The following is a 26,208-nucleotide window of genomic DNA, read 5'->3' on the forward strand; positions in this document are numbered from 1 at the left end:
TTTTCGAAGACTTACTCAAATATTCTAATCTATTTAGGCAAATTGCCGTAATAGATTAGAATATTTTTTTTGTCCCCTATTTATGAGTAAGCAAAAAGCCTCTTTAGGCCACGTATTTAAAACCATTGTCCTTCCTAGAAAAAACCTTCTCCTTTTAGGATTGGTATTAATCATATTGAGCAGATTGGCCAGTTTAGTTCTGCCTTGGGCCAGTCAAATATTGATAGATGATGTTATCAAAAATAGTGACATCGAAATGCTCAAATGGCTACTTACCGTGGTGGTAGCTGCCATAGTAATCCAAGCGATCACTAGCTTTGCTTTGACCAGACTACTCAGCGTAGAAGCCCAGCATTTAATTGCTCAACTACGTGTAAAAGTGCAAAAGCAAATCATTCAACTCCCTATCAATTTTTTTGATGAAAACAAAAGTGGCGCTCTGGTATCAAGAATTATGAGTGACGTAGAAGGTGTACGAAATTTGGTTGGCACAGGCCTTGTTCAACTATTTGGTGGATCTCTAGCAGCTATCTTATCGTTAATACTATTGATTAGAATTAGCCCAATGATGACACTTTATGTTTTAGTACCGGTGGTCATTTTTGGAGTAATCTCATTAAAGGCATTCAGCTATATCAGACCCATATTTAGATCAAGAGGCAAAATCAATGCAGAAGTAACTGGTCGATTGACAGAAACTCTAAATGGTATTCGAGTCATTAAAGGATTTAATGCAGAGGAGCAGGAAATCAAATCCTTTGAGTCTGGTGCGCTGCGATTATATGAAAATGTAAAAAAGAGCCTCACTTCTACCGCTCTGGTCACTAGTTCTGCCACTTTCCTATTAGGCTTAGCTACTTCTGGTATTATGGGCATTGGTGGATACATGATCATCAATGATGATTTGACTTTCGGTGAATTTCTCTCTTTCACCCTCTATCTTGGATTTATGATCGCTCCTATCGTACAGATGAGCAATATTGGCAGTCAAATCACAGAGGCATTTGCTGGCTTGGATAGAACAGAAGAAATCATGTCCATGTCCACAGAAGCTGAAAACCCCAATCGCACAACAGAAATGGCACGTATTTCTGGCAAGGTGACTTTCGATAAAGTAAGCTTTGCCTATGATGAAGACAAAAATGTAATCAAAGAAATCTCATTTGAAGCTAAACCAGGATCAGTTACCGCCTTAGTAGGAACTTCAGGTTCAGGCAAATCAACCATTGCAGGATTAGTTGCGTCATTTATCAGCCCTCAGTCTGGTAAAATCAAGGTGGATGAAATGGATTTATCGACTGTAACACTAAATAGTTACAGAAATCAATTAGGAGTCGTGCTACAAGATGATTTTCTATTTGAGGGCACTATACGTCAGAATATATTATTTCCTCGTCCGGAAGCTAGTGAAGAACAAATACAACAGGCAGTGAAAGCCGCCCATGTGCAAGAGTTTACAGATCGATTTGAAGATGGGCTTGACACCTTAATTGGAGAGCGCGGAGTAAAACTTTCAGGAGGTCAACGTCAAAGAATTGCAATAGCCAGAGCTGTGCTAGCAGACCCAAGAATATTGATTCTGGATGAAGCTACTTCCAATTTAGATACAGAAAGCGAATCTTTCATCCAAGAAAGTTTAAAAACTTTGATGAAAGGCAGAACGACTTTTGTAATAGCTCACAGACTAAGCACGATCAAACAAGCAGATCAGATTTTAGTCATAGAACAAGGTAAAATAGCAGAATCTGGCACTCATGAAGAATTGATTGCTAAAGAAGGCAGATACTACGAGCTATACACTTATCAGGCACGGATTTAATTTATTTTGCCTTTTTGAATACTTTCATGGCTTCCTTGAGCCTGTGTTCTTTGCAAGCATGGTAACAATCTGAATCAATCTCATAGTAGGGCAACCTCTTACTATCTTTGATTTCTACATCGACGTACCGAACTTGTTGACCTAGCTCTTCATCCATTTTACCGCTGAAAATTATTGGCTCAGCGGTAGTAGGTTCGTTGTAAAATTCAAAATTTGATTTTGAAAAACGATGAATTTCCGTATCATCTTCTGCATAGAATACAAGATCTAAGCTTAATATAGCAGCTGTATCTACACCATAAACATACAAATCACCTGTTCCAATGAAGTTTCCATTTTTCTTCGTGGCTACTTCCATGTTTCGGATTTCCCATTGCTTGTCTTCTTCAAATGGAAAATAAATGGTACTACTAAACATGATGTGAACACAAGATTCGCTTGGACAAACAGTATCAAGATTTTTACCATTGTCAGTGATGTCCTGGGCAAAAAGTACAAGCCCAACAAGACAATTCACTAGAGTGAATAACCCTTTTTTCATAACTTTCCCTTATTGCTGATTAGACAATTAACTAAAAAAGCAAGTAAAAGTCAAGCAAAATGGCAGCTAAGAAGCTGCTAAAAATCAGAGTCTAAAAGTTGCCCCCGCTTTTAATTGTATTCCACGCTGTGGATAATTGAGGTATCTGGAAAAATTCTTATTGAATAAATTCTCTCCTGAGAAGAATATCCCCCACTGCTCTTTCAACTGATAGTGAAGTGCCAGATCCAACTTTGGAATAGCATCCAACTCAATATCGGAATCAACCAATGCCAGATTTTGACCTACTATTCCATCCATAAAAATAAAATTCCAATTGGCTTTCAATTTAGGAATGATCTGATGGTTTCCAGACACTAAAATTTCTGTGGTGGGACGATGGTATATTTGATCATAACCATCAGAAGAGTAGCCGAAATAGTTCACACCGAATGACACCTCATTTTCATCATTGATCTTATATTGAGCTTCTGCACTTAATGTTATCACGGTTGATTTTTCTTGGTCATAGGAAATATCAATTCTAGATTGATCTAATTCATTATTAACTAAAATCGGCAAATACCTAATCGATTGAAATCCTACGGATGCCATCAAACCCAATTGTTCCATTGGATGACCAACAATGCCTCCTGTAAAATCAACTAGTCGCTCTGAGTTGGCTACTCCTGCAGATTGATTCAGTACACCAACCTCTGAGGCAAAATCATATAATGAGTTAAAGGTATAACCTCCGTCCAACTGTGCAAACAAGGTATAATCTTGGGTCAGTAGATAACTGGCTCTTGCATATGGGAAAATCTTGCTTGAGTTTAATTCAGGTAAATCATCATTCTGCAAACTAAAGGACAACCCAACATCAAGTGTAATGTCATCAATGAGTAGTCTATAATATGGGTTTAATCTTAAATACGATCGAGATTCATCGATTCCAGTATCTGTATATTTAGAAAATTTCACTTCTGTATCTATAAAAATACTTTCAGAATAATTCCCATTGATTTCAAACGATACTGTATTTTCATTGGCTACAAAATTATCAGAATAATGCCTGAAATAGATTCTAGCCTCATAATCAAGTGCGTCATCTACTGTATTATCCAAAGCATTTAAATCAAAATTGATAAAATTACCTGTATGCTTTATATCTCCTTTGTCTACAGATGTACCTGCAGGGTAGCCGTAGTAATAGTCTTTATTCAAGCTATAATTTAAAGCCGATTCTAATCTGATATTCTCACGAATTAAAGCGCCGTAGAGGTTTATCTGCGAAGCTGCTGAACCACTATTTTCATCATCCACCTCTCCTTTGCCGAAAGATTCATGTTTAAGGTTTATTCCAAACATTTGATTAGGATCATCCATCGTAGTCAAACTAATATCTAATAATGGAGAAGCATAATTACCAAATCCAGCCTTGCCATAGTGTTGGTAGCTGATCTGGTTTTCTTCAACTGTGGCCTTGGCTGGCTTAAATTGCATAGGTTCATCAGCCACGTCATACACATACCACTTAAACTCACTAGGTTCGTTGACTGGTGCCGACATTTCTGGTTTCCATTTGATAAACTCATACAGCTTGATTTCTTTACCGAGCTCTATCTTTCTATCCTTTTCAATAACAATCTCAGCATCTTGAATCTCACCATCTGCATTGTACTCCGTTTGCGCCCAAGAATTAAAGGAACCAACCAGCAAAACCCAAAGAATACCTATATTTCGAAGTCCTATTTTCATCCCTATTTCTCTATTCATTTGAGTCAATGGTTTCTTCAATTTGCCTTAGTTTGACTTTAGCCTCTGCAATTACTTCTTCCAAAGTTGAATTTTCAATTAGGGATTTAAGTGTTGCTTTTGCCTGGAACAGTTCGTTCGTTTCAATATATATGTCAGCCATCAGCAGAAATGCCTTATTCACCCAAATATCATAGTTCTGAAAATTGTTCGTTAACACAAAAAGGCTTTCTAATGATCTATCATATTTTGCTTGATCGTAGTAAATTCTACTTATATAGTAATACGCTTCAGCACCCCTCTCATCTGGCGAATTGCTCACTAATGGTAAAAAACTCTGGAGTGCTTCTTCTAATTTGTCAGTTTCATATAGTGATTTTCCTATGATCAAGTTGGCTTGAGCACTAACCAAAACCCCAGACCTTGGATTGTTCAATAAAACATTGCCGTGATGGATAGCAGAATCGTATTGTGAAGCTTTAAAGTGATTTTCCATCAATCCTGTATGCACATAAATTATGTTTCTATAGGAACGGGATACTTGCGCTAGTTTATAGTAGTAAAAATTGCCTTGTTGCAAATGGCCTTCGATGCTTTCAATGTCTGCTAATCGATACAATACTTTTGAATATTTAGAGAAATCTTGATTATTCTCCAATGCCCTAAAGTACTTAATGGATTCATCGTAACGCCCTTGTCTGAAATATGCATCTCCAATTAAATATTGAGATTCTTCTTTTAAACTACTATTAGGATACGCCTTGATAAAATCTTCAAATCCTTGAATGGCCAATTCATATTTCTGGTTGTAATAGTTCCCTCTGGCTGATTCAAATTCTATATTCTCCAATGCCTCACTATTAGGGTTGGCCTGTTTGTACTTGCGGAGGTAATCGTCAAATTCATCAAATAAGCCAGAAGCATTTTTACTTTGCAATCCAAGTAAGGCACTATTAGCAGTCTGGTGCCTTGGAAACCGATCTAAAATTTCTTTGTAATTTGAAATACATGACTGTGATTGTCCTTCATTGTCGTATGCAATGGCCTGATTCAACAAAGCAAATGGCATAAAACTACTTGATGGAAATTTGAGCATGAACTTTCTATAAGTTTCGATGGCCTGTTTGCTTTGCCCCTCTTCAAAATCAATTTGAGCCAATTGAAAATATGCATGATCGACTTTTGAAGATTGCGGTAACTCTTTTACCAAACGATTAAAATATTGTTTTGCCATCGCATCCTTGTCTAAATATCTATTTAGCAATCCTATTTGAAAATAGATGTGATCCTTATTCTTGTTGCCTGATTTTTCCGCCTTCAAATAGAAATCTATGCCTTTTTGATACTCTTTCAACGCAAAGAAACAATCGCCCATTCTGAGTTGCGCATCTGCCAGATACTTCTTATTCACTTCAGAAGTAAATTGAGTTTCAAATTGTCTAAACGACTGAGCGGAATTTGCATAATTTTTTAAATTGTATTGTGCATAAGCTCTTCCATAAATAGCTTTTAAATACACTTCATTACTCGGCGTACGACTCACACTTTTATAATAAAATAGCGCCTCATCTTGTTCTTCCAATAGCGTTTTTGCTTCGCCTACCCAATAATACGTTTGCTGAGTGATACCAGCATCTTCGTCGTGAATCAAAGACTTTTGGAATACCTCTGCTGCCAACTCAAATTTCTTATCATTGAATAATGTCACACCTTTAAGGAAAGAAACTCTCTGATAGGTTTGTTTCAACTGAGGAGTTAGTCGCTCAAGTTCTTCTATATGAGCAATGGCTAAATCATAATCATTGGTTTGTGCATACGCAGTCCCTAACATGGCCTTGATTTCTGTATGAAACCTTCCTGAAGGATAAATTGATGTATATTCATTCAGTACATCAATTGCTCCTTGATAGCTGGGAATTTCCATCAAGCATTTGGCCTGATGATACAAGGCATCCTCTTTGATAACTGTAGGGTATTTGGCTGTATTTTCGAAGGAAGTAACGGCAAATGGCCAGTTTTGATCACCCGTATAAATGACCCCCAAATAATAAGACGCATAAGCTCCTACACTATCGTCTGCTACAGCAGATCTTTTCAGGTACTCGATGGCGTCATCGTTGTTCTCAATTTTAAAACTACTGTACCCTGCCCTAAAGTAATTTCTTTCGTTTCTATGATTAGGATACGATTTAAAAAGTAGTTTGTAATTTTTGGCAGCAGATTGAAACTTCTTCAGGGCATATTGTGAGTCCGATAAGAGATTTAAAATCACTCCATTTTCTACTGGAGTCAATTCGGTATCAACCAATTGGATCAACTCTTCATATTTCCCATTTTCATATAACGTACTGGCATATAATTCCATCGCCGGTTTTCTGAAATGCTCAGATTCAAAGGCTTCATTCAAGTAAGTAAAAGAAGTATCGAATTCGCCACGGCTGTGATAAATATAACCTCTGAAATAAGCGGCATCATTTTGATACGTAGAAAATGTGCCATCTAACTTTTTAAATGTCTCTAAGGATTGGTCATATTCATTTAAATGAAATTGGCAATAGCCTTTATTAAAAGTGAGTTCAGGGCTTAAATAGCCTTCAGATTTATTGTAATTATCCAATGCTTCTTTGTATCGCCCTTTGCCAAAGTAAAAATTTGCAATATCCAAATAGGCCCTTTGCGCATAAATATGTGAAGGGAATGCCTCTACAAATTCGTTCATCAATTGCTCTCCATCTGCTTGACCTGCCCGTATGGCACTAGAAGCTAAATAAAAAGTGGATTCAGCCAAATAAGGCTCTTCCAGGGACTTTGAAAACTCAACTCTGGAAGCTTTAAATGCCCCTCTTTCATATAAATCTCGTGCATGATTATATCGGGTGTGAACATCAATGATCGGCTGAGAAACAGCCTGAAAGCATGCCGCTAAGCAAACAACCAACGAGAAGATTTTGTTGAATTTGGGAAGATGAAAAAGGGATGAATTCAAAATGGAATTTTTAAATCTTATTAACAGTTGGATTAAGATATAACGTCCATAAACTGGATTTATTAAAATTAATATAATGCAATCAATGGATAAGATTAAAAATCAATTCCTTCAAAATTTCTCCTTCAGATTGACTTGGATAATCTATTCCTTTTGACTTCATGTCAGCAACTTTTAAATGTCTCACATTAGCTACTACTTTTGCCAATGGATAATTTTTTGCTGCCATGATATATTCCTTCACAAAAAATGGATGTACTCCCAATAACGATGCCAAATGCTTCTCGGATTTATCTTTAGAGTGATGCAACAACAATAATTTATTGAAAAAAGAAAACAAGTTCGCTATGATGGGAATTATTGGATTGGATTTGGGATCAGACTTAAAATAAGCGATGATTTCATTTGCCTTCAATACATTTCTGAATGACAACGCTTTTTGTAATTCAAAAACATTGTATTCTTTGCTGATACCAATATTTTTATAGACATGCTCGGCGGTGATTTCTGGTTCCTCCCCGATATTAATCAGCATTTTATCTACTTCATTGGCAATCCTAGTTAAGTTGTTTCCAATATTTTCTACAATCAGTTGAAGCGCCTTTTGATCAATTTGCTTTTTTCTAGACTTAACAAAAGATTCTAGCCAAGTCGGTATTTGATTATCGTAAAACTTTGAAGCAGTCATCAAAACCGCGTGCTTATCGATTGCCTTTCCTATTTTTTTTCTTTTGTCAAGCGTTTTGTATTTATATCCGAAAACCAAAACCGTTGATGGCTGAGGGTTTTCCAAATAGCCAAGTAGCATTTTTTCGTATTCCTCTTTATTGAACCCAGCAATTTCCTGTGCCTCCTTCACGATCACTACTTTTCTTTCCGCCATCATTGGAAAGCCTTTGGCGTGATTCAGTATATTGGGGATGTCAGCATCTTTTCCATAAACCACCACCTGATTAAAACTACGAAGGCTTTCATCCATCGCATTTTTTTCAATGTATGTGATTACTTCATCAATAAAATAAGACTCCTCTCCTTGCAAAAAGTAGACAGGCGCATATTGATTATTCTTAAGATTATTGAGAATGTCCTGATAGGTAACAGCCACGCTTTTTTTGATTAATTACAGACTTGGCAAATAAATGAAATTAATCAGACAAAGCGCAGAAATTCTACTTCAGTTTGACAAAATAGATCGGAAATAAGGTGGTAAAAATTAATGCGTGCGAATAGCATCATTAACGATCCTAATTAGGGATTTATTTATTTCATGAATCACCTCGTCACAATTCCTAATTACATATCTATGCTTGAGATTCATAGCATTGGTGAATGCAATGAAAGTATCATCTCCTTCTTCCCACACCAGTATTTTGAATGGGACATCAAGAAGTGCTGCTGGTTCGCAGGCAGCCAAGTGAACCACTTCATCAGTCTCAAAACTAATAACCTGAATCCGGCCTTTAAATCCATCCTCCAGACCTCTGGGGTTTGATTTGTATTCTTGGGTATTGATATAGGAAAACCCATTCTTATCTATACTGAAGTAAAGTTTTGAAATGGTATTATCTAAATCGTGTGGACTATTGTAGATCGTTACATCCTGAGCCTTTGACCCGAAGGAAACAACCAATAAAAAAAGAATTGCAACTATTCGTCTATTCATTCTAAGCAAGAGCCAATGAAACATCCTGGCATTAATTCAAAATTTGTTCCATAGTTTGCTGATATATCTCAAAAGTATCCAAATTATTGTGTTTACCGTTGTCAATGGTAATAAATTTTTTATTTGATTGTTCGATTTCGGCATACAACTGACGCCCCAACTCAAACGGAACTACCGCATCTTCAGTACCATGTAGAATTGTTATTGGGCATGAAATCTCATTTATTCTGGCCAATGAATTAAACTCATATTCCAACCAAGGTTTATACACTAAAAGGAAATCCAATACAGGGATCACCTCCCTAAGCCGGGTCATTGGAGTTTCTAGAATCAAATGTGATACCGCTCTATTGGCTGCCAAGTAAGTCCCTATCGCCGTTCCTAAAGACCGACCATGTACGATGATATTCTCATATTCTAATTGATGATAGGCATAATCATAGACGAATGTAGCATCTTCATATAACGCCACTTCGTTTCTTTCTCCTCTACTTTTCCCATAGGTACGATAGTCGATGACCAAAACATCATAACCGTGTTTTTGCCTTATATCGTTGGCCATATGCCCCCACCTTTCCAAGTTTCCACTATTGCCATGAAAATAAAGAATGAGTCCTTTCGTAGTATCACTTTTGAGCAATAAGCCATTCAGCCGTACATCTCTGCTTGGATTTAGATTTACTTCTTCATACTGAAAATCAAAAGTAAATTCATGATCATCGACTAATTGATCACCTTGAAATAAAATTTTTTCATGAAAGAGCAAGAAAAAAGCATTGTACAACATGTACAAGCCAAGCAAAGTTGCCAGTCCAATCCAGAGAGAGCTAAAACTCATTCTAATCAAGAATTATTTAACCAACTCTGCTAATAATCTAAGTCCTTCTTTTAGATACGGATCTTCTCGAAGTTTCTTTTGATCCTCTTCTGAGGTGGTGTATTCTTGATATATCTTACCCGCAGATTCTGAAAGCTTTTTCTGCATATCACTTTCCTCATCATTTTTATCCTGCTCTTTTTGTCGCTCTTCCAGATTTAATGAAAGCTCATTTCTCTCTTGATTGGCTTTCATTTTGGCGATATCTTTTTGTAGATTTTTCAAATCCACATCTGTTTTCAAATCACTTTGATAAAGAGATTTTAGGTTTGAAATGATCTCCTGTGTGATATTTTGAGTTGGCTTATAGTATGAGGTAGGAATCTGATCCCATTTCAAAGAATTAGGCCTTGAACTTTCGCCAAATTCTTCAGCGTCAAATGCCGAAGGAAACTCAATATCTGGGGTTACTCCAATGTTTTGAGTACTACTTCCAGAAACTCTATAATATTTTGACAAAGTAAATTTCAGATTACCCATTTTCTCTGGATAATTAGGATAGTATCTATTGAATCCGGCCATTTGCTGCACGGTGCCTTTTCCAAAAGTAGTTTCCCCAATAATCACCCCTCGCTCATAGTCCTGTATGGCTGCACTAAAAATTTCTGATGCAGATGCTGAGAATCTATTCACCAAAACTGCCAATGGGCCATCATAAAAAACACCGCCATTGTCATTTTTCTGAACTTCAATTTGATTGTTGCTATGTTTTACTTGCACAACAGGCCCCTTGTCGATAAATAAACCAGTCAGGTTGATTGCTTCAGGCAATGCCCCTCCTCCATTATATCTCAAATCAATCATGATGCCGTCTACATTTTTGGCTTGCAGGTCTTTGATCAATTTTTCCACATCTCGTGAAACACTGCGATAGTCTGGCACCCCGTTTCTTGCATCTTCGAAGTTCATGTAGAAATTAGGAATAGTGATCACGCCTAGATTGTATACCTTATTGCCCTTTGAAATTGGAATCATTTCAGCCTTAGCTGATTCGTCTTCCAAATTGATTTTTTCCCTTATTAAGGTGACTTCGTTGATCAATGCCTCTTCACCACCTTTGAGGTATTGCAATCTTACCTTACTGCCTTTTGGTCCTCTGATTAATTGCACTACATCTTGGAGTCTCCATCCAATTACATCCACGTAATCCTCATCTGCTTGAGCTACTGCAATAATTTTATCATCTTTTTGTAATTTTTTCGACTTGTATGCCGGGCCTCCGGCAATCACTTCATTGATGACAGTGTAGTCCATACTTTGAGTCAATCTCGCACCAATCCCTTCTAAGGAGAGATTCATGTTGATATTAAAATTCTCAGAAGATATAGGCGAGAAATAATTGGTGTGTGGATCGTAGGTCTCTGCGACAGCATTCATGAAAAATTGAAATACATCATCGGAATTGTATTGATTAATACCTTTTTGGTATCGCTGATATCTCTTGGTTAATGTTTCCTTAATACCAGCATCATCTTTTCCTGACAATTTAAGACTCAAGGCCTGGCTTTTGATAATTTTCCTCCAGCGTTCATTGATTTCCTCATCTGTAGAAGCCCATTCCAAATCTTCATAGTCTAATTCAATAGATTCATCCTTACTGAAATCAAAACCTTCGTCAATTAATGTTTGGATCATGGATATCCGGGTTTCCGCTCTTTCCCTAAAAATTCTAAAAATCTGGAAGGCCACATCCACATTGCGATCTTTAAGATCATCGTCTAATTGATATTTGTATTTCAAAAAATAATCAATATCAGCTTTTGTAAAATAGGCTTTATTGTCATCCAATGAACTCAAATAATTTTCAAAAATTACTGCCGACAAGGAGTCATTCATATCAATTTTGAGATAGTGGTATCTATTCAAGATGTCCATAGAAAGTCCTATCTCCATTGTGTGCTTTTGAGATGGCTGTAATACAGTAACTGAATCCTTGAGTACAAATGCCTGAGACGAAAACGCGACAATTACTAACAACACTGCAACAAATAACTTCTTCAATTCCTTCAAATTCATATTAGATTCAATTTTTCTTAACCTTATAGTAAAGGTAAATATGGGTTATATCAACGATAAATATTGACATTGAGGTGTGTTTTGTCATCATTTTATTTGGACGGTTAATTGATAATAATCAAATCTTAATGATATCTTTTCATTTCATCTGGCATGTCACTGCTTTCTATTATATCTTCGCGTCAAAAATCTCTTTCCTATGGATAAGTATCCAGATATAGAAAAATTAAAATCAATCGCAAGCCAAGTCCGACGTGACATCGTACGTATGGTTCATGGCGCACAATCCGGTCATCCGGGTGGATCTTTAGGCTGTACTGATTATTTAGTTGCCTTGTATTTTCACATCATGAATCATGACAAAGGTTTCAATCCAGATGCCAAAGATGAAGATTTATTCTTCTTGTCGAACGGTCATATCTCACCTGTATTTTACAGTGTATTGGCTCGTAGTGGATATTTTGATGTCAAGGAATTAGCTACTTTCAGAAAATTGAATACTCGTCTTCAGGGACACCCAGCTACAGAGGAAGGCTTGCCAGGAATCAGAATTGCTTCTGGGTCTTTAGGGCAAGGATTATCAGTATCAATTGGTGCTGCTTTATCTAAGAAAATTAACGGTGATTCCTCCACAGTTTTCACCCTGATGGGAGATGGCGAATTGCAAGAAGGGCAAATCTGGGAAGCAGCAATGTTTGCCGCTAGTAATAAAGTGGATAATTTAATTGCAGCAGTTGACTTCAATGGACAGCAGATTGATGGCCCAACATCTGAAGTGAATGACATGGGTGATCTCAAGGCCAAATGGGAAGCATTTGGCTGGACGGTGATTGAAGCTGATGGCAACGAAATGGAAGATATTGTTTCCAATTTGAAATTAGCCAAATCACTTTCTAAAAAAGAAAAGCCAATTTTGATTCTAATGAAAACAGAAATGGGTGCAGGTGTCGACTTTATGGAAGGCACACACAAATGGCACGGAATAGCACCTAATGATGAGGACTTACAAAATGCATTAGGGCAATTAGAAGAAACTTTAGGTGATTACTAAATCTTGACTGACGATGACTAAATATACATACACAGAAAAAAAAGACACAAGATCAGGATTTGGTGCTGGACTAGTAGAAGCTGGTAAAAAGAATCCAAATGTAGTTGCACTTTGTGCTGACTTGATTGGATCACTAAAAATGGGAGATTTCATCAAAGAATTTCCAGAAAGATTTGTGCAAGTGGGGATAGCCGAAGCGAACATGATGGGTATCGCTGCTGGAATGACCATAGGAGGCAAAATTCCATTTACAGGAACATTTGCCAACTTTTCTACCAGTAGAGTTTATGATCAAATCAGACAGTCGATCGCTTATTCGGAAAAGAATGTGAAAATCTGTGCTTCTCATGCAGGCTTAACGCTGGGAGAAGATGGTGCCACACACCAGGTGCTAGAAGACATCGGCATGATGAAGATGTTGCCGAACATGACCGTGATCAACCCTTGTGATTACAACCAAACTAAGGCAGCTACTTTAGCCCTTGTAGACCATGAAGGACCAGCATATTTGAGGTTTGGACGTCCGGCTTGGCCAATCTTCACTGATCCAAAACAAAAATTTGAGATAGGAAAAGCGATCAACTTCATTGAAGGTTCTGAAGTTTCTATCTTCGCTACAGGTCATATGTTATGGTTAGCGATAGAGGCTGAAGCTGTATTGGCTGAACAAGGCATCTCTGCTGAAGTAATCAACATACACACCATCAAACCATTGGATGGTCAAGCCATTTTAAAATCTGTTGAGAAAACAGGTTGTGCAGTTTCTGCTGAAGAACACCAAATTGCAGGTGGTCTTGGAGAAAGCATTGCCTCTCTCTTGACAAGAAATAACCCTAAGCCACTAGAGATAGTTGGAGTAGATGATTCGTTTGGAGAGAGTGGAAAGCCAGTTGAGCTTTTAGCTAAATACGGATTAAGCGTAGAAAGCATTGTTGAATCAGCTAAAAAAGCTATCTCAAGAAAGAACGCATAATACAGCAATAACAAAATCACTGAGCTGCCTGATTTATATTAAATTTAGGCAGCTTTTTTATTTATGAACAACAGACAACTATTCCTCAAGCATCTTGGTCAAACTTCAGAATTTCCTCTTGCTCTAGAAATTCAAAGAGCAGAAGGTCTATACATGTATGACAAAGATGACAAAGCATATCTAGACTTAATATCAGGCATTGGCGTAAGCTCTATTGGACATAGACACCCCAAAGTTATTGAAGCCATCAAAGCACAAATAGACAAACATTTGCATGTGATGGTTTATGGAGAGTTTGTCACCGCACCTCAAGTACAATTAGCACATGCCATCACCAAAACTCTCCCCGAAAACCTCGACAACGTTTTCTTAGTCAACTCTGGCAGCGAGGCGACTGAAGGCGCACTAAAATTAGCTAAAAGACACACCCAAAGAAGTAAGATCATTTCATTCGAAAATGCCTACCATGGCTCTACTTCTGGTGCCTTATCTATCGCAGGAGACGAAAAATTAAAAGCGCCTTTTCGACCGCTATTACCAGACATTCATCAAATCCGGTTTGGTGAATCTAATGATCTGAGTCAAATAGATAAAGACACTGCAGCTGTCATCATAGAAACAGTCCAAGGAGAGGCAGGAGTAAGATATGCAGATGTAGATTACTTTGAATCATTAAGGGCTAAGTGTACAGAAACAGGAGCATTGCTCGTCATGGATGAAATTCAATGTGGGTTTGGTCGTACGGGAAAATTCTGGGCATTTGAGCATTATGGAATCATTCCAGACATTTTATTATGTGCGAAAGGCATGGGAGGCGGTATGCCAATAGGCGCTTTCATATCTTCTAAATCCATCATGCATGATTTAACACACGATCCTATTCTGGGTCATATTACCACATTTGGTGGTCATCCTGTAAGTGCTGCTGCGTCTTTAGCAACGGTTCAAGTATTGCAAGAAGAAAAACTTATTGAGACAGTTGCAGTAAAAGAACAACTATTCCTTTCATTACTGAATCATTCTAAAATCAAAGAAGTTCGTAGTGTAGGCCTGATGATGGCTATTGAATTTGAATCATTTGAATATTTGGATCAGATTATACATAAACTTCTAGAAGAAGGAATACTTACAGATTGGTTTTTGTTTTGTGACAATTCCATGAGAATTGCACCTCCACTTACCATTACATCAGAAGAAATAAAAATGGCTTGTAATAAAATATTACAAGCCATTGATCAAGTGAACTAAAGCTTGTGCTTATAGCATTGCTTTCAATTCAAATTCATATTCTTCTCCATCGATAGTAACATTAACGGTTTCACCATCCTGAGAAAATATATCTCTCAATTTGGCCAATCCTAGTTCAATTGCATCTTGATCATCAACGGATTCTATAACTGCATCTACTTCGATCCCTGCTTCGTATGCTGGACTATTGTCAAAAACCTTGTGAACAAGCACTTGAGATTTATCCTTGCTCAACTGTAATTCAATTCCTGATGCATTTACAGGGAAAGCCTCTTTATAAGATTGTGCTGCCTCCCAATACATTTTCTTTTCACCATAATTATAAACTATATTGAATCTACTCAAAATCCCACTACCTATGATTCCAGATATTTTCTTATGGTTTTGAATACCGTGTTTTGCGTGACTCAAACCAACAGGCATGTTGTCAAAAGAAAAACCTTCGAATTGAAATGATTTAACTCGACCTCTGTGGTGTTCATATTCTGTATCACCTAGTCCCGCTACTAAGTAGATATAACTATCTCCAATTTTTGATGCCAAATCATTTAACTCAACAAATGGTGTATTGAAATCAACAGTGGCTTTAGCTCCTGTATCAATAAAAAATTCACCTTTCAATTGCTCTCCATTACTTAAAGTCACCTGTCCAGCTATATGAGGAATAAATGATGTAAGATTGATACTCATCATCTTACCAGATCCGTTGTATTTGTAGTTTTTTGGATTGTAGAGTTCAATCATTTTGGTATCAAAATTCATTGACACCACATAGTTGTTTAGAATATCATATCCGATAATTCCATCTATGTTTCTACCAATACTAATCTCTAAGTGATTCAATGAAGTTTCATACACTTTAATATTGTGAACGGGAGCACCTCCTACAGTCAATTCATTGTGTTTAACCAATTTGCCACTAATCGTACCTTCTGCACTTGTAGTAGTTGCGTTAGCGCCTGAAGTCATTCCTAACTCTTTAGCTCGATCAATATTCAAAACGGTTAATCCGTCACCAGTATCAAAAATAAAATCCAGTTCTTCTGAATTATTGACTTTCACCTTTATGAAGGAATGATCGCCAAATTGTTCAAAAGGAAAACTTGCCACTGGCTTCTGAGCCAATGCTACACCAGCATAAAATACCGCTGCTATTGCTATTCCTATTTTTCTTTTCATTATTTAATAGTTTTTAGAAGTGATCAAATCAAAATTACATAGTGCTTAATTTCAGGTTGATGATTAAAACAGCACCTAATCCCTGATTTGTCATAAGTGCATGAAATTAATCTCAATTCCCCGAATATCAAAACACGCTTCACAATTTAATTAGCTATGAATTACGCTTACTTATCACAGATTATGCCAAAAAAATTAAAAGGTGGCTTCAAATCTCTCAATGTTATTTGCATTGTCCTTGACGGCTAAATTGAATTGGCCTTGGATCACTACATTTTCATCGGACCAGATATAACCGCTTTTGGCATCAAAATTCATGAGCAACCAACGGCCGTCCAGAGTAGCTCGAATTGAATGAATGCCTGACATACTATCTTTAACTTTGAATTTAACTCTGCCAGGTCGAGAAGGCTTTTTGACTATTACTGGCGGAATGGAATCAGTTGCAATTGTAAATGCTACTAAATCTCTTGTTTTGAACACCAATTCATCCTCTTCCCACTCTCCTCCAACAAAATTTAAATTTCCTCTAGAATCAACCCCGTAAACACCTGATTTTACAAAATCATAAATTCCTTGAGGTTTGATATATACAGTTGCAAATTGACGCAATGGAGTAGTTGCATTATCAAACTCAAATACTTCAAGACCATTCTTTTTGATTCTTTTTTGATAATGAATATAGGCTGTATCAAACAATGCAAAAGTTGGAAAAGACACCCTTACATTCTCACCTTCCCATTTCATTTTTTGATCAGAAGGCACCATGCCAGCCAAGTTGAATTTGTAAGTCTGATCGCAGAGTTGTGCTGAGTCAGGTAATCCATTGCGAAGGTCCCACAAAAAATGGTGGGTCGTATTTGTATAAAAGGCCATATCCACAATGTGCTTTTTCCCAGCAATAAAAAAGCTCGCATCACAATAACCTTCCTTGCTTTCAATTTCCAGCCAATTGGCCATAATATCAAATCCCTTGGCATCCAAGCCGTAAGTATGTTTGGATTCCCTACTTCTTTCGAATCCATTGTCATTAATTTTGATATTCACCTGATTGACATTGCCATATGAGTCTTCCAGTCTAATGTCAATTTGATGCTCTAATGGATCGAAAATTCGGAGCAATCCTGAGCGAACATTGGTTGAATAAAATTTGAGTTTGTTGCCTTCATCCAAATACAGCTTGTTGAATTTTCTTCCTCCTTCTCTATACCTTTTGTAATTGGTATGTACTAAAATGTTTCTCTGATAACTGAAATTCAACTGATCTATACTTTGGCTGAATGCCAGCTTGCCATCAAATGACATGGTTTGGTGTCTAACTCCATTTCGATTTCTGGCACCGTCGAATTTATCGTATGCATAAACCTCGACCCCAATATTTCCAAACAAAGAAATACCCTCTTCTATATAAGGATTACCATCTTCATCTGTCACAACATCGAACTCAACTCTTCCCCACATACCATTCACACGAGCATTTTCATCCATGGTTATAAAAGCAACTGAAGCAAGTGTTGGAGGAATTTTATCAATAATTTCATCAAACCCATAATCCAATGGATCCAAAACGCGATGTCTCAAATTCCGAACTTCAAAATGTAGATGTGGCCCAGATGATGAACCGGAGTTACCAGATAATGCAATCATATCTCCTTTTTTGAATGCGAATTGATTCTTCTCTGGATACAAATCAATTTGAAAAGATTCTTCCTCATATTGTTGAACGTTAACATAAGAGGAAATTTTTTCATTAAATGATTTGAGATGGGCGTAAACGGTTACTGTGCCATTATCTGGATGCACCAAATACAGCGCATTACCATATCCCCCAAGAGCTACACGAATGCGCTGAACATACCCATCAGCCGCAGCATACACGGGCAGTCCTGTGATTCCACTTGTCTTAATATCTAGTCCCGTATGGAAATGTGAAGATCGCAATTCTGACATGGTGCCAGCCAAATAATTCTCCTGTTTTGGACGAACTGGAAACATAAAGTCACCATACTGCGGAGAAACTTGACAGAAAGCCTCCAAATTGATCAGAAGTAAAATGGATAGGATTTTATTTGATTTCAAAATCCATCATTTTTTTATCCTCAATAAATGCTTCTAGTCTTTGGCCAATTTGTACTGGCCCCACTCCTTCAGGAGTTCCGGTGAAGATGATGTCCCCTTTTTTCAACATAAAAAATTTAGAAACATAGGCTATGATATAATCGATACTGAACAACATCATACTAGTGTTTCCGACTTGAACATCTGCTCCATCTTTCTTTAAACTGAAATTCAGTTTTGACAAATCAAAATGAGATTTTGGTAAGAATTCTGAAATAGGAGCAGAACCATTAAATCCTTTGGCCAGATCCCATGGCAATCCTTTGGCTTTCGCTTTGGACTGAAGGTCGCGAGCAGTGAAATCTACTCCTATACCTATCTCTTCATAATATTTATGAGCAAATTTTTCATCAATATTCTTCCCTACCTTACAAATTTTAACCAGAATTTCTACTTCATGATGAATATCTTTTGAAAAGTCCGGGTAGTAAAATGCCGCATTTTTTTTCAGGATTGCGGTCTCTGGCTTACTGAAAACTACTGGTTCTTCTGGCCTTTCATTGTTTAGCTCTTCTATGTGCTTAGCATAATTTCTTCCTATCGCAAGTATCTTCATTTTTTATGTGGCTAAACCTTAAACCTATTCAAATTATTAAATTGTGAAGATAGATTATTGCCAATCATTATCTAACAGGAGTTCAAAAAAAATCCCCAAGAACTTGGGGATTTTTATTAATTGTTTCCAGGATACTGTTTCATCAGCTTGCGTATTTTCTTAGGAATTGTTTTTTCTCTTTTCTTTGGATTTTCTTTTACGGTTGATGTGATTATTCCCTGCCATTGCAAATCTTTAGTTTCGCTATCATACATATCAATCACGAGCGTCCCTTCAATGTAATCGCTTTCAGAATATGTAGTAGTTGAACTACCCATTCCACCATATCCCCAGCCCCATCGACCGCCATATCCCATACCTCCATTATAATTGGTATAAGCAGTAGTACTTGTCTTTTGGTCGAAAACGATAAAAAGCGTAATAATTGCATCTCCGTCAGATTCTACGAATTCCATACCACGCTCGTCAAATTCTGAACGAATTGCTTTTTGAATACGATCTTTGTCTAATTGGTTGATTTGCTTCTCACTATCTTCTTGCCATCCGGCAAACGTATAAGTCTTATATTTTGAAAAATCAGCATCCTTATTATAATCACTTTTAACCTGAGAAAATGACACCATTGAAATAGCCATTGCTGCTAATAATAAACTAATTGATTTCATAATTTTATATTTTAATATTAAGAGATTGATTTTAAGATAAAGAATCATTTGAAATAACAATTTTAAATCTAATTATCCTAAGCCAAATAAGAAAATAGACACAATCTATTTAACCTAAGACCCACCACTACCGAAAATAAAGGAATTGGATTCATTTAATCTTCCAATTCAAAAGGATAAACTACTTTCCAATCCCGCTTCATATCCGCTACTGTCCAGCCTAACTTTCCTGCTACTCGCAATCCCTCTTTGAGCTTACCAATAGAAGACAAGCTGTCGTAGGCCCATTCTCTCTTGTCGTCAGTATGATGCACATACATCATAAATGAATTGGGCTTAGTTGAGGTCCATTCCAACATTTGCAGATCTCCATCTGAATTACCAAATGCAGCAATTGGTTTCTTTCCTATGAAATTATAGATACCCACTGGTTTACCCGATTTGTCATCAATAAATGAAAGTTCCGGATACCTATTGATGATCTTTTCATCCTGATCATATTCTACTTTCATCATGCTTCCCACTACTTGCTCTGCTGGGATACCATAGAGTTGATTGGTTACGGGTCGCATAAATCCAATCCCTCCGCCAGATACGATGAAGGTTTTAAATTCATTCTCCCTTAAATAAGCCAACACTTCCAACATGGGCTGAAAAACCAAATCTGTATAGGGACGATTGAATTTAGGATGTTTGGCTGTGCGCATCCACTCCTTGACCCTTCCTTCAAAATCACCTGCTGTCATGCCTCCATGCGAAGCCATAATGATTTGTAGGAGAGCACCTTCTCCCTGCTTCATCACCGCTATCAGATCGTTATTTAGAACAGATTTGAAAGGTTCAGTGTTATACCATTCTGGGTGCTCAGGAGCTAATTTGGCTATTTGATCTAATGCGAAGGCCAATTGAAAATACATCGGTTGCTCTGACCATAAGGTTCCATCGTTGTCAAATACGGCAATTCTATCCTCAACTGGAACAAAAGTTGAGCTCAAAGAATCTGTGGAACTCTGTACAAAATTAATAATGGATGATTTGCTGGATCCGTCGTTCCAAGAGGGCAAAGGATCCTTTATTTCAATATTTGATTTTTTTTCAATTGAAGTTGTTTGGCATGAAAACATCACCAACAACCCAAGAATCAGTTTGAAAGAGAAATTCGTTTTAGTCATGATTGAATGATTTAAAACAGAGCCAATTGGCTCTGTTTAATATTAATTCTATGTATTACTCTTTAATTGTTCGTTGGAGTTGTTAGTTTCTCCATCACCTTATCTAAGCTAAAACTTGCAGCCTTCATTCTAGGAGGGTACTCTTTGAAGGTCATTAAGAAATCCCCCACTACCTTTTGCGCCGGTACTAGAAGAAACGCATGATCTAATAACCAATCGTAATAAGTATTGGAAGTAATGGTTGCAAATTCATATGGATCCCTTCGTAAATTATAGATCATTGGCAATCTCAACGGGATAAAAGGCTCCGCCCATACCTGCAAAGTTCCGGGTGATCGCTGCTCCATAAAAATCAATTTCCAGTCATTGTACCGCAAAGCGGTTAAATCGCCATCATCTGAAAAGTAAAAAATTTCTTTTCTTGGCCCTTTATCAACCTCTCCTTTAAAATAAGGTACAAAGCTATAACCATCTAGGTGTACTTTGAAATCCCTGCCATTAGCCGTATATCCTTTTAGAAGTTTTTCAGGCACATCACCCTGCCCTACAGCATCTAAAAAAGTCGGCATCCAATCCATACCAGACATGATTTCGTTGCAAACTGTACCAGGTTTAACCGTACCGGGCCATCTTACCATAGCTGGCACTCTCCATCCACCTTCCCAATTCGTGTTTTTCTCACCACGGAAAGGGTTTATACCAGCATCAGGCCAGGTATTTTTGTGAGGACCGTTGTCTGTCGAATACATTACGATCGTATTGTCTGCAATCTTCAACTCATCTAAAAGAGCTAAAAATTTACCTACATGCATGTCATGTTCCACCATACCATCGCCATATTCATTTTGACCAGAAACCCCTCTTAATTCAGCTTTTACATGAGTTCTGAAGTGCATTCTTGTACCATTCCACCATACAAAAAATGGCCTGTTAGCTTTTACTGCATCTCTAATAAATTTAATAGCTGCTTCAGAGGACTCATCATCGATGGTCTCCATGCGCTTTTTAGTTAAAGCCCCAGTATCTTCAATTTTTCCTCCTGCAATGGAATGAATGACACCCCTTGGGCCAAAATTCTTTTTAAAATCAGGGTACTCCTTTGGATCAGGATAATCTGGTAATTCTGGTTCTTCCTCAGCATTGAGGTGATAGAGGTTGCCAAAGAATTCATCAAATCCATGATTGGTTGGCAGGTGTTCATCTCTATCGCCCAAATGATTTTTACCAAACTGGCCAGTTACATACCCAGCTGGCTTGAGCAACTCAGCAATGGTTGGATCCTTTTCTGAAATACCTTCTTTAGCTCCTGGCATTCCTACTTTGCTCAGCCCTGATCTGAACACGCTTTGACCAAGGATAAATGAAGAACGCCCAGCTGTACAACTTTGCTCAGCATAGTAATCCGTAAAAATCATTCCCTCCTTGGCAATTCTATCGATATTAGGCGTACGATAGCCTACAATACCCATAGTGTAAGCACTAATATTAGATTGGCCAATGTCATCTCCCCAAATCACCAGGATATTAGGTTTCTTATTTTTTTGTGCTAATGCAACCACTGGGAGCATAGCCATTAGCAAAAAGGCATTTCTTAATGTTCTTAACTTCATGGTTATTTGTTTAGGTTTAGAAAGCGATGAGATATAGTATGTAAATTGAGAAACACTATATTGAAGCCAATCAACAGCACACTATATCTGCTTTTCAAACAAATTACAGAAAAGTTTGAGAATAAGAAAACTGAAAGAATGGAATCTAACTACTTAAGTAAGGATTTAACAAGAATTTAATACTTGAAAAATTAGTTGATCACATCTTGAACACACCTGAAACCGAGGTGCTCTTGTCCAGAATCAATGGCTGTTGCCATTCTGGCACTAGGTCGATAATTACTACAATACTGATCACTACACAAGTAGGACCCTCCCTTGATCACCCGCTTGGGTACTTTTGGTTCTTGGGGATCATAGCTGGATTCTGGACCTGTTGGATTACGACAAACCGTGATGGCTTTCTGCTTATTTTGAAAATGGCTGTCAGGTCGATACCAATCGCCTGTCCATTCCCATACATTACCTATCATATCGTACAGACCATAAGCATTTGGAGCGTAACTTTTTACGGGAGCCGTCTTCTCAAATCCATCTTCAATGGTGTTCTCTCCTGGAAAAGTACCTTGAAAAAAATTAGCCAAAAATTGCCCCTCTGGCGTCAGTTCTTCACCCCAGGCAAAAGACTGGTGCATACCACCACGACTCGCATACTCCCATTCAGCCTCCGTGGGTAGTCTTTTGCCGGCCCACTGCGCATAAGCTTTTGCATCTTCATGTGCGATGTGTACAACAGGATGATTTTCCTTCCCGGTTATATCACTATCCGGACCATAAGGATGTCTCCAATCAGATCCAATCAGCCAGGCCCACCATTGCGAATAATCATTCAGATTGGCAATATTGGGTTGAGGTGAAAAAATGAGTGACCCGGGCGACAGCACAGAATCAGCAGGTTTTTCCATACCTGCTGGTAATTGCTTTTTCATTTCTTCCCAGTCAATCGGGCGTTCGGCAATGGTCTTGTACCCGGTAGCCTCAACAAAAACTTGAAATTCAGCGTTGGTTACTTCATGCACATCCATATAGAAGCCTGAAAGTTCCACGGCAAACTCAGGGCCTTCCGTTGGATTGGCTTCCCGATCTTCACTGCCCATGGTGAACGTACCTCCAGGGATATAAACCATTCCTGCTGGAACCTCTGATTCAGTCCTTTTTTCGGTATTGGTATTGCTTTGATTTGATTCTCTTGAAGAACATGAAACAATTCCTAATGCGATTAGCGCTACCACTAAATTTTTCATACTGCAGTTAATTCTAAATTTTAAATTAAGATGAGATGTGTCCTTGCCCTTGACTCTCATCTATCGTTTCAATGTTGTCTTCCTCTTCTTCAGTTTTAGTAATCATAATTCCAACGGCCATTATAATAGCTGTGATCAAAATGATCTGAATAATTAAAGAATTGTTTACCAACGGAATTTGTTGAGCTGGTAAAATGCTAAGAAAGAGTAAAATGGTTATTAAGCCTCGAGGTGCTACGAACAACAAAGGCTTAAACGGCAACCCTGATATCTTAAGTTGTAAGCTTCTTGCCAGAATAAACAAGGCAACAATTCCTATTGACCAAGCCAGTGTTTGAAGGTTCAGTATATCTGAAGTCTCCAATAAAAAGCCGAAAAGAATAAAGAATAATGCTCTGACTAGAAATGCCAATTCAATCGTCAGGTCTTTGAATTTTTCACTTTCAGTTTCTAAAACTTCCAATTTAAATCTATCTATCCAAGCAAACCACCGCAATTGATCTGCATTACCAATAAACAACCCAAAGATCAGAATAAATATCAAGGCGGGTAAATGGTAGACTTTGAGAATGGTATAAATCAATATGACGAGTAAGATGATTGGAATGAATTTTACATGATGATCAATTTTTCGGATTAGAACAGACAGTCCAAGGGTTGCTACAAATGAAATAATCACAATTGCCACAAGTTGAATACTGAAATGACCGAAAGAAGAAACTCCTATACTGTCATAAAGAATCACAAAATTGAAAAACAAAACTCCCAATATATCCGAAAGGCTACTTTCATAAATCACAAATTCTCGATTAAATTCAGAAAGGTTTGAAACACTAGGAACCGCTATTGCACTACTAATAATACACAAGGGCACTGCATTGGTTAGACATTGCAAAAATGAATATCCACTGACTACTGAAAATATATAAGCTAAGATGAAGGACAAGCCTAGCATAGGTACTAACGCACCGAGTATTGACTGCTTGATTAAGGGGATTTTGGACTTATTAAGTCGCAACTCCAGTGCACCTTCTAAAACTATCAATATTAACCCAGCGGTAGCCAGCACGGGTAGGATCGCAGAGAGATTGGGTACATTAATTTCGAAATATTCAACACCCCTTTTTATCGCCCAGCCTAGAACTAACAACAATATCACCGACGGCACTTTCGTTCGTGCTGAGGTCAGGTTGAACAAATAGGCAACTAACAATAAAGTGCAAAATGTAATAATTATGGTGGTTGTCATACTAGGTGTTTTTCAATATTCACAAGCGTACCTTTCGTAGTTTTTATTGCAAAATAGCACTTTTAGTTTAGCAAAAATAAAAATTGAAGTATACGTTGAATACCAATTGATCAAACTAACTTGTCTTCAAAAATCAAGTCAAAAAACTGATACTCAATTTGACTTTTAACTATGGAAAAAATTACGATCGGACGAATTGATAGAATCGATCTACCAGAATTCGGATTAGAAAATATTGCGGCAAAAATAGATACCGGCGCCAACCGTTCTTCCATCCACTGCTCTAAGATCGAACACAAAGATTATGAAGGTGTTGACAGCATTATTTTTAGTATTCCATTAGATGGAAACGGAGAAGAAAACTCATTCCATAGTTCAGATTTTTTTAAGAAAAAAATAAAAAGCTCGTCAGGTCACGTCGAAGAGCGTTATATTATAAAGACAACAGTGGTGCTATTCGGTAAGCGCTTTAAAACTTCTTTTTCGCTGACAGACCGAACTGAAATGAAGTATCCAATCTTGCTAGGCAGAAAGCTTCTCGCCGGACATTTTGTGGTCGACGTACAAGAGAAAAATTTATCCTTTAATTCAAAAAACACACAAAAATGAAAATCGCCGTATTATCCAGAAATCCGAATTTGTACTCAACGAAAAGATTGTTGGAGGCGATCGAGCAGCGTGGGCATGAAGCACTAATCATCGATCATTTGAAATGCGATATCATCATCGATGATGATGGGCCATCTTTATATTATCAAGGAAAAAAAATAAAGGATATCGACGCAGTGATACCAAGAATTGGGGCATCCGTCACCTTTTATGGCACTGCAGTCGTACGTCAATTCGAAATGATGAAAGTCTTTTCTGCTGTTAGTTCATTGGCGATTACACGATCAAGAGACAAACTGAGAAGTCTTCAAATTCTTTCTAGGTCAGGTGTGAATATGCCAAAGACGGCCTTTACAAATTTTTCCAAGGAGGAAAATGACACCTTGGAGCTAGTAGGCAATGCACCCGTGGTAATCAAACTCCTAGAGGGTACACAAGGACTTGGCGTAGTATTGGCCGAATCCAAGAAAGCAGCAAAGTCCGTGGTAGAAGCTTTTGAAGGTCTGAAAGCGAGAGTAATCCTTCAGGAATTCATAGAAGAGTCTGGCGGAGCAGACATCCGTGCTTTTGTAGTCAATGGCGAAGTAGTAGGTGCCATGAAAAGACAAGGCAAAGAAGGCGAGTTCAGATCCAACCTGCACCGCGGCGGCAGCGCCAATATCATCAAACTCAAAAGAGCAGAGAAAACCGCAGCCTTGAAAGCAGCCGAAGCCATGGGATTAAAAATCGCTGGTGTAGACATGCTCCAATCCAAAAGAGGGCCGCTTATTCTTGAAGTTAATTCATCTCCTGGGCTAGAAGGTATAGAAAAAGCTACTGGTGTAGATATCGCAGGAAAAATAATAGAATACATCGAATCTGGGATGTCGAAAAAAAGGAAAAAAGTAGATGCCTAATT

21 protein-coding genes are annotated in these 26,208 nt (G+C 37.7%); 6 read left to right on the forward strand and 15 right to left on the reverse strand.

Annotated features, from left to right (window positions below; translation table 11 throughout):
• Nucleotides 1-82 precede the first annotated feature (82 nt).
• The gene (locus tag ABJH98_RS09880) at nt 83-1,819 is read left to right on the forward strand and encodes an ABC transporter ATP-binding protein (protein WP_348307503.1); all 1,737 of its coding nucleotides are present in this window, start codon (nt 83-85) and stop codon (nt 1,817-1,819) included.
• 1 nt (nt 1,820) lies between these two features.
• Here the strand turns inward: ABJH98_RS09880 and ABJH98_RS09885 are convergent, their stop codons facing one another.
• The 7 genes from ABJH98_RS09885 to ABJH98_RS09915 all read right to left on the reverse strand — a co-directional run bounded on the left by ABJH98_RS09885 (nt 1,821) and on the right by ABJH98_RS09915 (nt 11,636).
• The gene (locus tag ABJH98_RS09885) at nt 1,821-2,360 is read right to left on the reverse strand and encodes a hypothetical protein (protein WP_348307504.1); all 540 of its coding nucleotides are present in this window, start codon (nt 2,358-2,360) and stop codon (nt 1,821-1,823) included.
• An 84-nt stretch (nt 2,361-2,444) separates the two neighbouring features.
• Nucleotides 2,445-4,115, reverse strand: coding sequence for a hypothetical protein (locus ABJH98_RS09890; protein WP_348307505.1), 1,671 nt, complete (start codon nt 4,113-4,115; stop codon nt 2,445-2,447).
• Nucleotides 4,108-7,080: a tetratricopeptide repeat protein gene (locus ABJH98_RS09895; protein ID WP_348307506.1), complete on the reverse strand. Its 2,973-nt coding sequence runs from the start codon at nt 7,078-7,080 to the stop codon at nt 4,108-4,110. Before ABJH98_RS09895 ends, ABJH98_RS09890 begins: the two co-directional genes overlap by 8 nt.
• A gap of 82 nt (nt 7,081-7,162) precedes the next feature.
• Entirely contained in the window at nt 7,163-8,185 is a 1,023-nt protein-coding gene (holA, locus tag ABJH98_RS09900) for a DNA polymerase III subunit delta (RefSeq protein ID WP_348307507.1), read from the reverse strand.
• 108 nt (nt 8,186-8,293) lie between these two features.
• Nucleotides 8,294-8,743: a hypothetical protein gene (locus ABJH98_RS09905; RefSeq protein WP_348307508.1), complete on the reverse strand. Its 450-nt coding sequence runs from the start codon at nt 8,741-8,743 to the stop codon at nt 8,294-8,296.
• Nucleotides 8,744-8,774: 31 nt separating this feature from the next.
• A complete protein-coding gene (locus ABJH98_RS09910) occupies nt 8,775-9,581 on the reverse strand; it encodes an alpha/beta hydrolase (RefSeq protein WP_348307509.1) in 807 nt (268 codons plus the stop codon).
• 12 nt (nt 9,582-9,593) lie between these two features.
• Nucleotides 9,594-11,636: a carboxy terminal-processing peptidase gene (locus ABJH98_RS09915; protein WP_348307510.1), complete on the reverse strand. Its 2,043-nt coding sequence runs from the start codon at nt 11,634-11,636 to the stop codon at nt 9,594-9,596.
• A gap of 199 nt (nt 11,637-11,835) precedes the next feature.
• On the opposite strand from ABJH98_RS09915, the gene ABJH98_RS09920 reads away from it, so the two are divergent.
• The 3 genes from ABJH98_RS09920 to ABJH98_RS09930 all read left to right on the forward strand — a co-directional run bounded on the left by ABJH98_RS09920 (nt 11,836) and on the right by ABJH98_RS09930 (nt 14,908).
• Nucleotides 11,836-12,687 carry a transketolase gene (locus tag ABJH98_RS09920; RefSeq protein ID WP_348307511.1) on the forward strand — a complete coding sequence of 284 codons (852 nt, stop codon included), beginning with the start codon at nt 11,836-11,838 and terminating at the stop codon, nt 12,685-12,687.
• A 13-nt stretch (nt 12,688-12,700) separates the two neighbouring features.
• Nucleotides 12,701-13,660 carry a transketolase C-terminal domain-containing protein gene (locus ABJH98_RS09925; RefSeq protein ID WP_348307512.1) on the forward strand — a complete coding sequence of 320 codons (960 nt, stop codon included), beginning with the start codon at nt 12,701-12,703 and terminating at the stop codon, nt 13,658-13,660.
• 63 nt (nt 13,661-13,723) lie between these two features.
• Nucleotides 13,724-14,908: an aspartate aminotransferase family protein gene (locus ABJH98_RS09930; RefSeq protein WP_348307513.1), complete on the forward strand. Its 1,185-nt coding sequence runs from the start codon at nt 13,724-13,726 to the stop codon at nt 14,906-14,908.
• A gap of 9 nt (nt 14,909-14,917) precedes the next feature.
• Here ABJH98_RS09930 and ABJH98_RS09935 read toward each other — a convergent pair whose 3' ends face one another.
• The 8 genes from ABJH98_RS09935 to ABJH98_RS09970 all read right to left on the reverse strand — a co-directional run bounded on the left by ABJH98_RS09935 (nt 14,918) and on the right by ABJH98_RS09970 (nt 24,701).
• On the reverse strand, nt 14,918-16,087 hold the full coding sequence (locus ABJH98_RS09935; protein ID WP_348307514.1) for an aspartyl protease family protein: 1,170 nt from the start codon (nt 16,085-16,087) through the stop codon (nt 14,918-14,920).
• Nucleotides 16,088-16,282: 195 nt separating this feature from the next.
• Nucleotides 16,283-18,166 (reverse strand): M23 family metallopeptidase, encoded by a 1,884-nt coding sequence (locus tag ABJH98_RS09940; protein ID WP_348307515.1) that lies wholly within the window; start codon nt 18,164-18,166, stop codon nt 16,283-16,285.
• Nucleotides 18,153-18,761, reverse strand: a complete 609-nt coding sequence (locus ABJH98_RS09945; RefSeq protein WP_348307516.1) for a fumarylacetoacetate hydrolase family protein — start codon at nt 18,759-18,761, stop codon at nt 18,153-18,155. The genes ABJH98_RS09940 and ABJH98_RS09945 overlap by 14 nt, the downstream gene beginning before the upstream one ends.
• Nucleotides 18,762-18,877: 116 nt before the next feature.
• The gene (locus ABJH98_RS09950) at nt 18,878-19,426 is read right to left on the reverse strand and encodes a DUF4136 domain-containing protein (RefSeq protein WP_348307517.1); all 549 of its coding nucleotides are present in this window, start codon (nt 19,424-19,426) and stop codon (nt 18,878-18,880) included.
• 155 nt (nt 19,427-19,581) lie between these two features.
• Nucleotides 19,582-20,598, reverse strand: a complete 1,017-nt coding sequence (locus tag ABJH98_RS09955) for an HAD family hydrolase (RefSeq protein WP_348307518.1) — start codon at nt 20,596-20,598, stop codon at nt 19,582-19,584.
• A gap of 62 nt (nt 20,599-20,660) precedes the next feature.
• On the reverse strand, nt 20,661-22,208 hold the full coding sequence (locus ABJH98_RS09960) for an arylsulfatase (RefSeq protein ID WP_348307519.1): 1,548 nt from the start codon (nt 22,206-22,208) through the stop codon (nt 20,661-20,663).
• A gap of 191 nt (nt 22,209-22,399) precedes the next feature.
• Nucleotides 22,400-23,452, reverse strand: coding sequence for a formylglycine-generating enzyme family protein (locus tag ABJH98_RS09965; protein WP_348307520.1), 1,053 nt, complete (start codon nt 23,450-23,452; stop codon nt 22,400-22,402).
• A 25-nt stretch (nt 23,453-23,477) separates the two neighbouring features.
• On the reverse strand, nt 23,478-24,701 hold the full coding sequence (locus ABJH98_RS09970; RefSeq protein ID WP_348307521.1) for a sodium:proton antiporter: 1,224 nt from the start codon (nt 24,699-24,701) through the stop codon (nt 23,478-23,480).
• Nucleotides 24,702-24,872: 171 nt separating this feature from the next.
• Between ABJH98_RS09970 and ABJH98_RS09975 the strand changes: the two genes are divergently transcribed.
• Together ABJH98_RS09975 and rimK are read left to right on the forward strand one after the other, a co-directional pair.
• Nucleotides 24,873-25,310, forward strand: coding sequence for a RimK/LysX family protein (locus tag ABJH98_RS09975; RefSeq protein ID WP_348307522.1), 438 nt, complete (start codon nt 24,873-24,875; stop codon nt 25,308-25,310).
• Nucleotides 25,307-26,206 carry a 30S ribosomal protein S6--L-glutamate ligase gene (rimK, locus tag ABJH98_RS09980; RefSeq protein WP_348307523.1) on the forward strand — a complete coding sequence of 300 codons (900 nt, stop codon included), beginning with the start codon at nt 25,307-25,309 and terminating at the stop codon, nt 26,204-26,206. The genes ABJH98_RS09975 and rimK overlap by 4 nt, the downstream gene beginning before the upstream one ends.
• Nucleotides 26,207-26,208: the final 2 nt, after the last annotated feature.

This window comes from Reichenbachiella sp. (genome assembly GCF_039969095.1).
In the GTDB taxonomy this organism is placed as follows: domain Bacteria; phylum Bacteroidota; class Bacteroidia; order Cytophagales; family Cyclobacteriaceae; genus Reichenbachiella.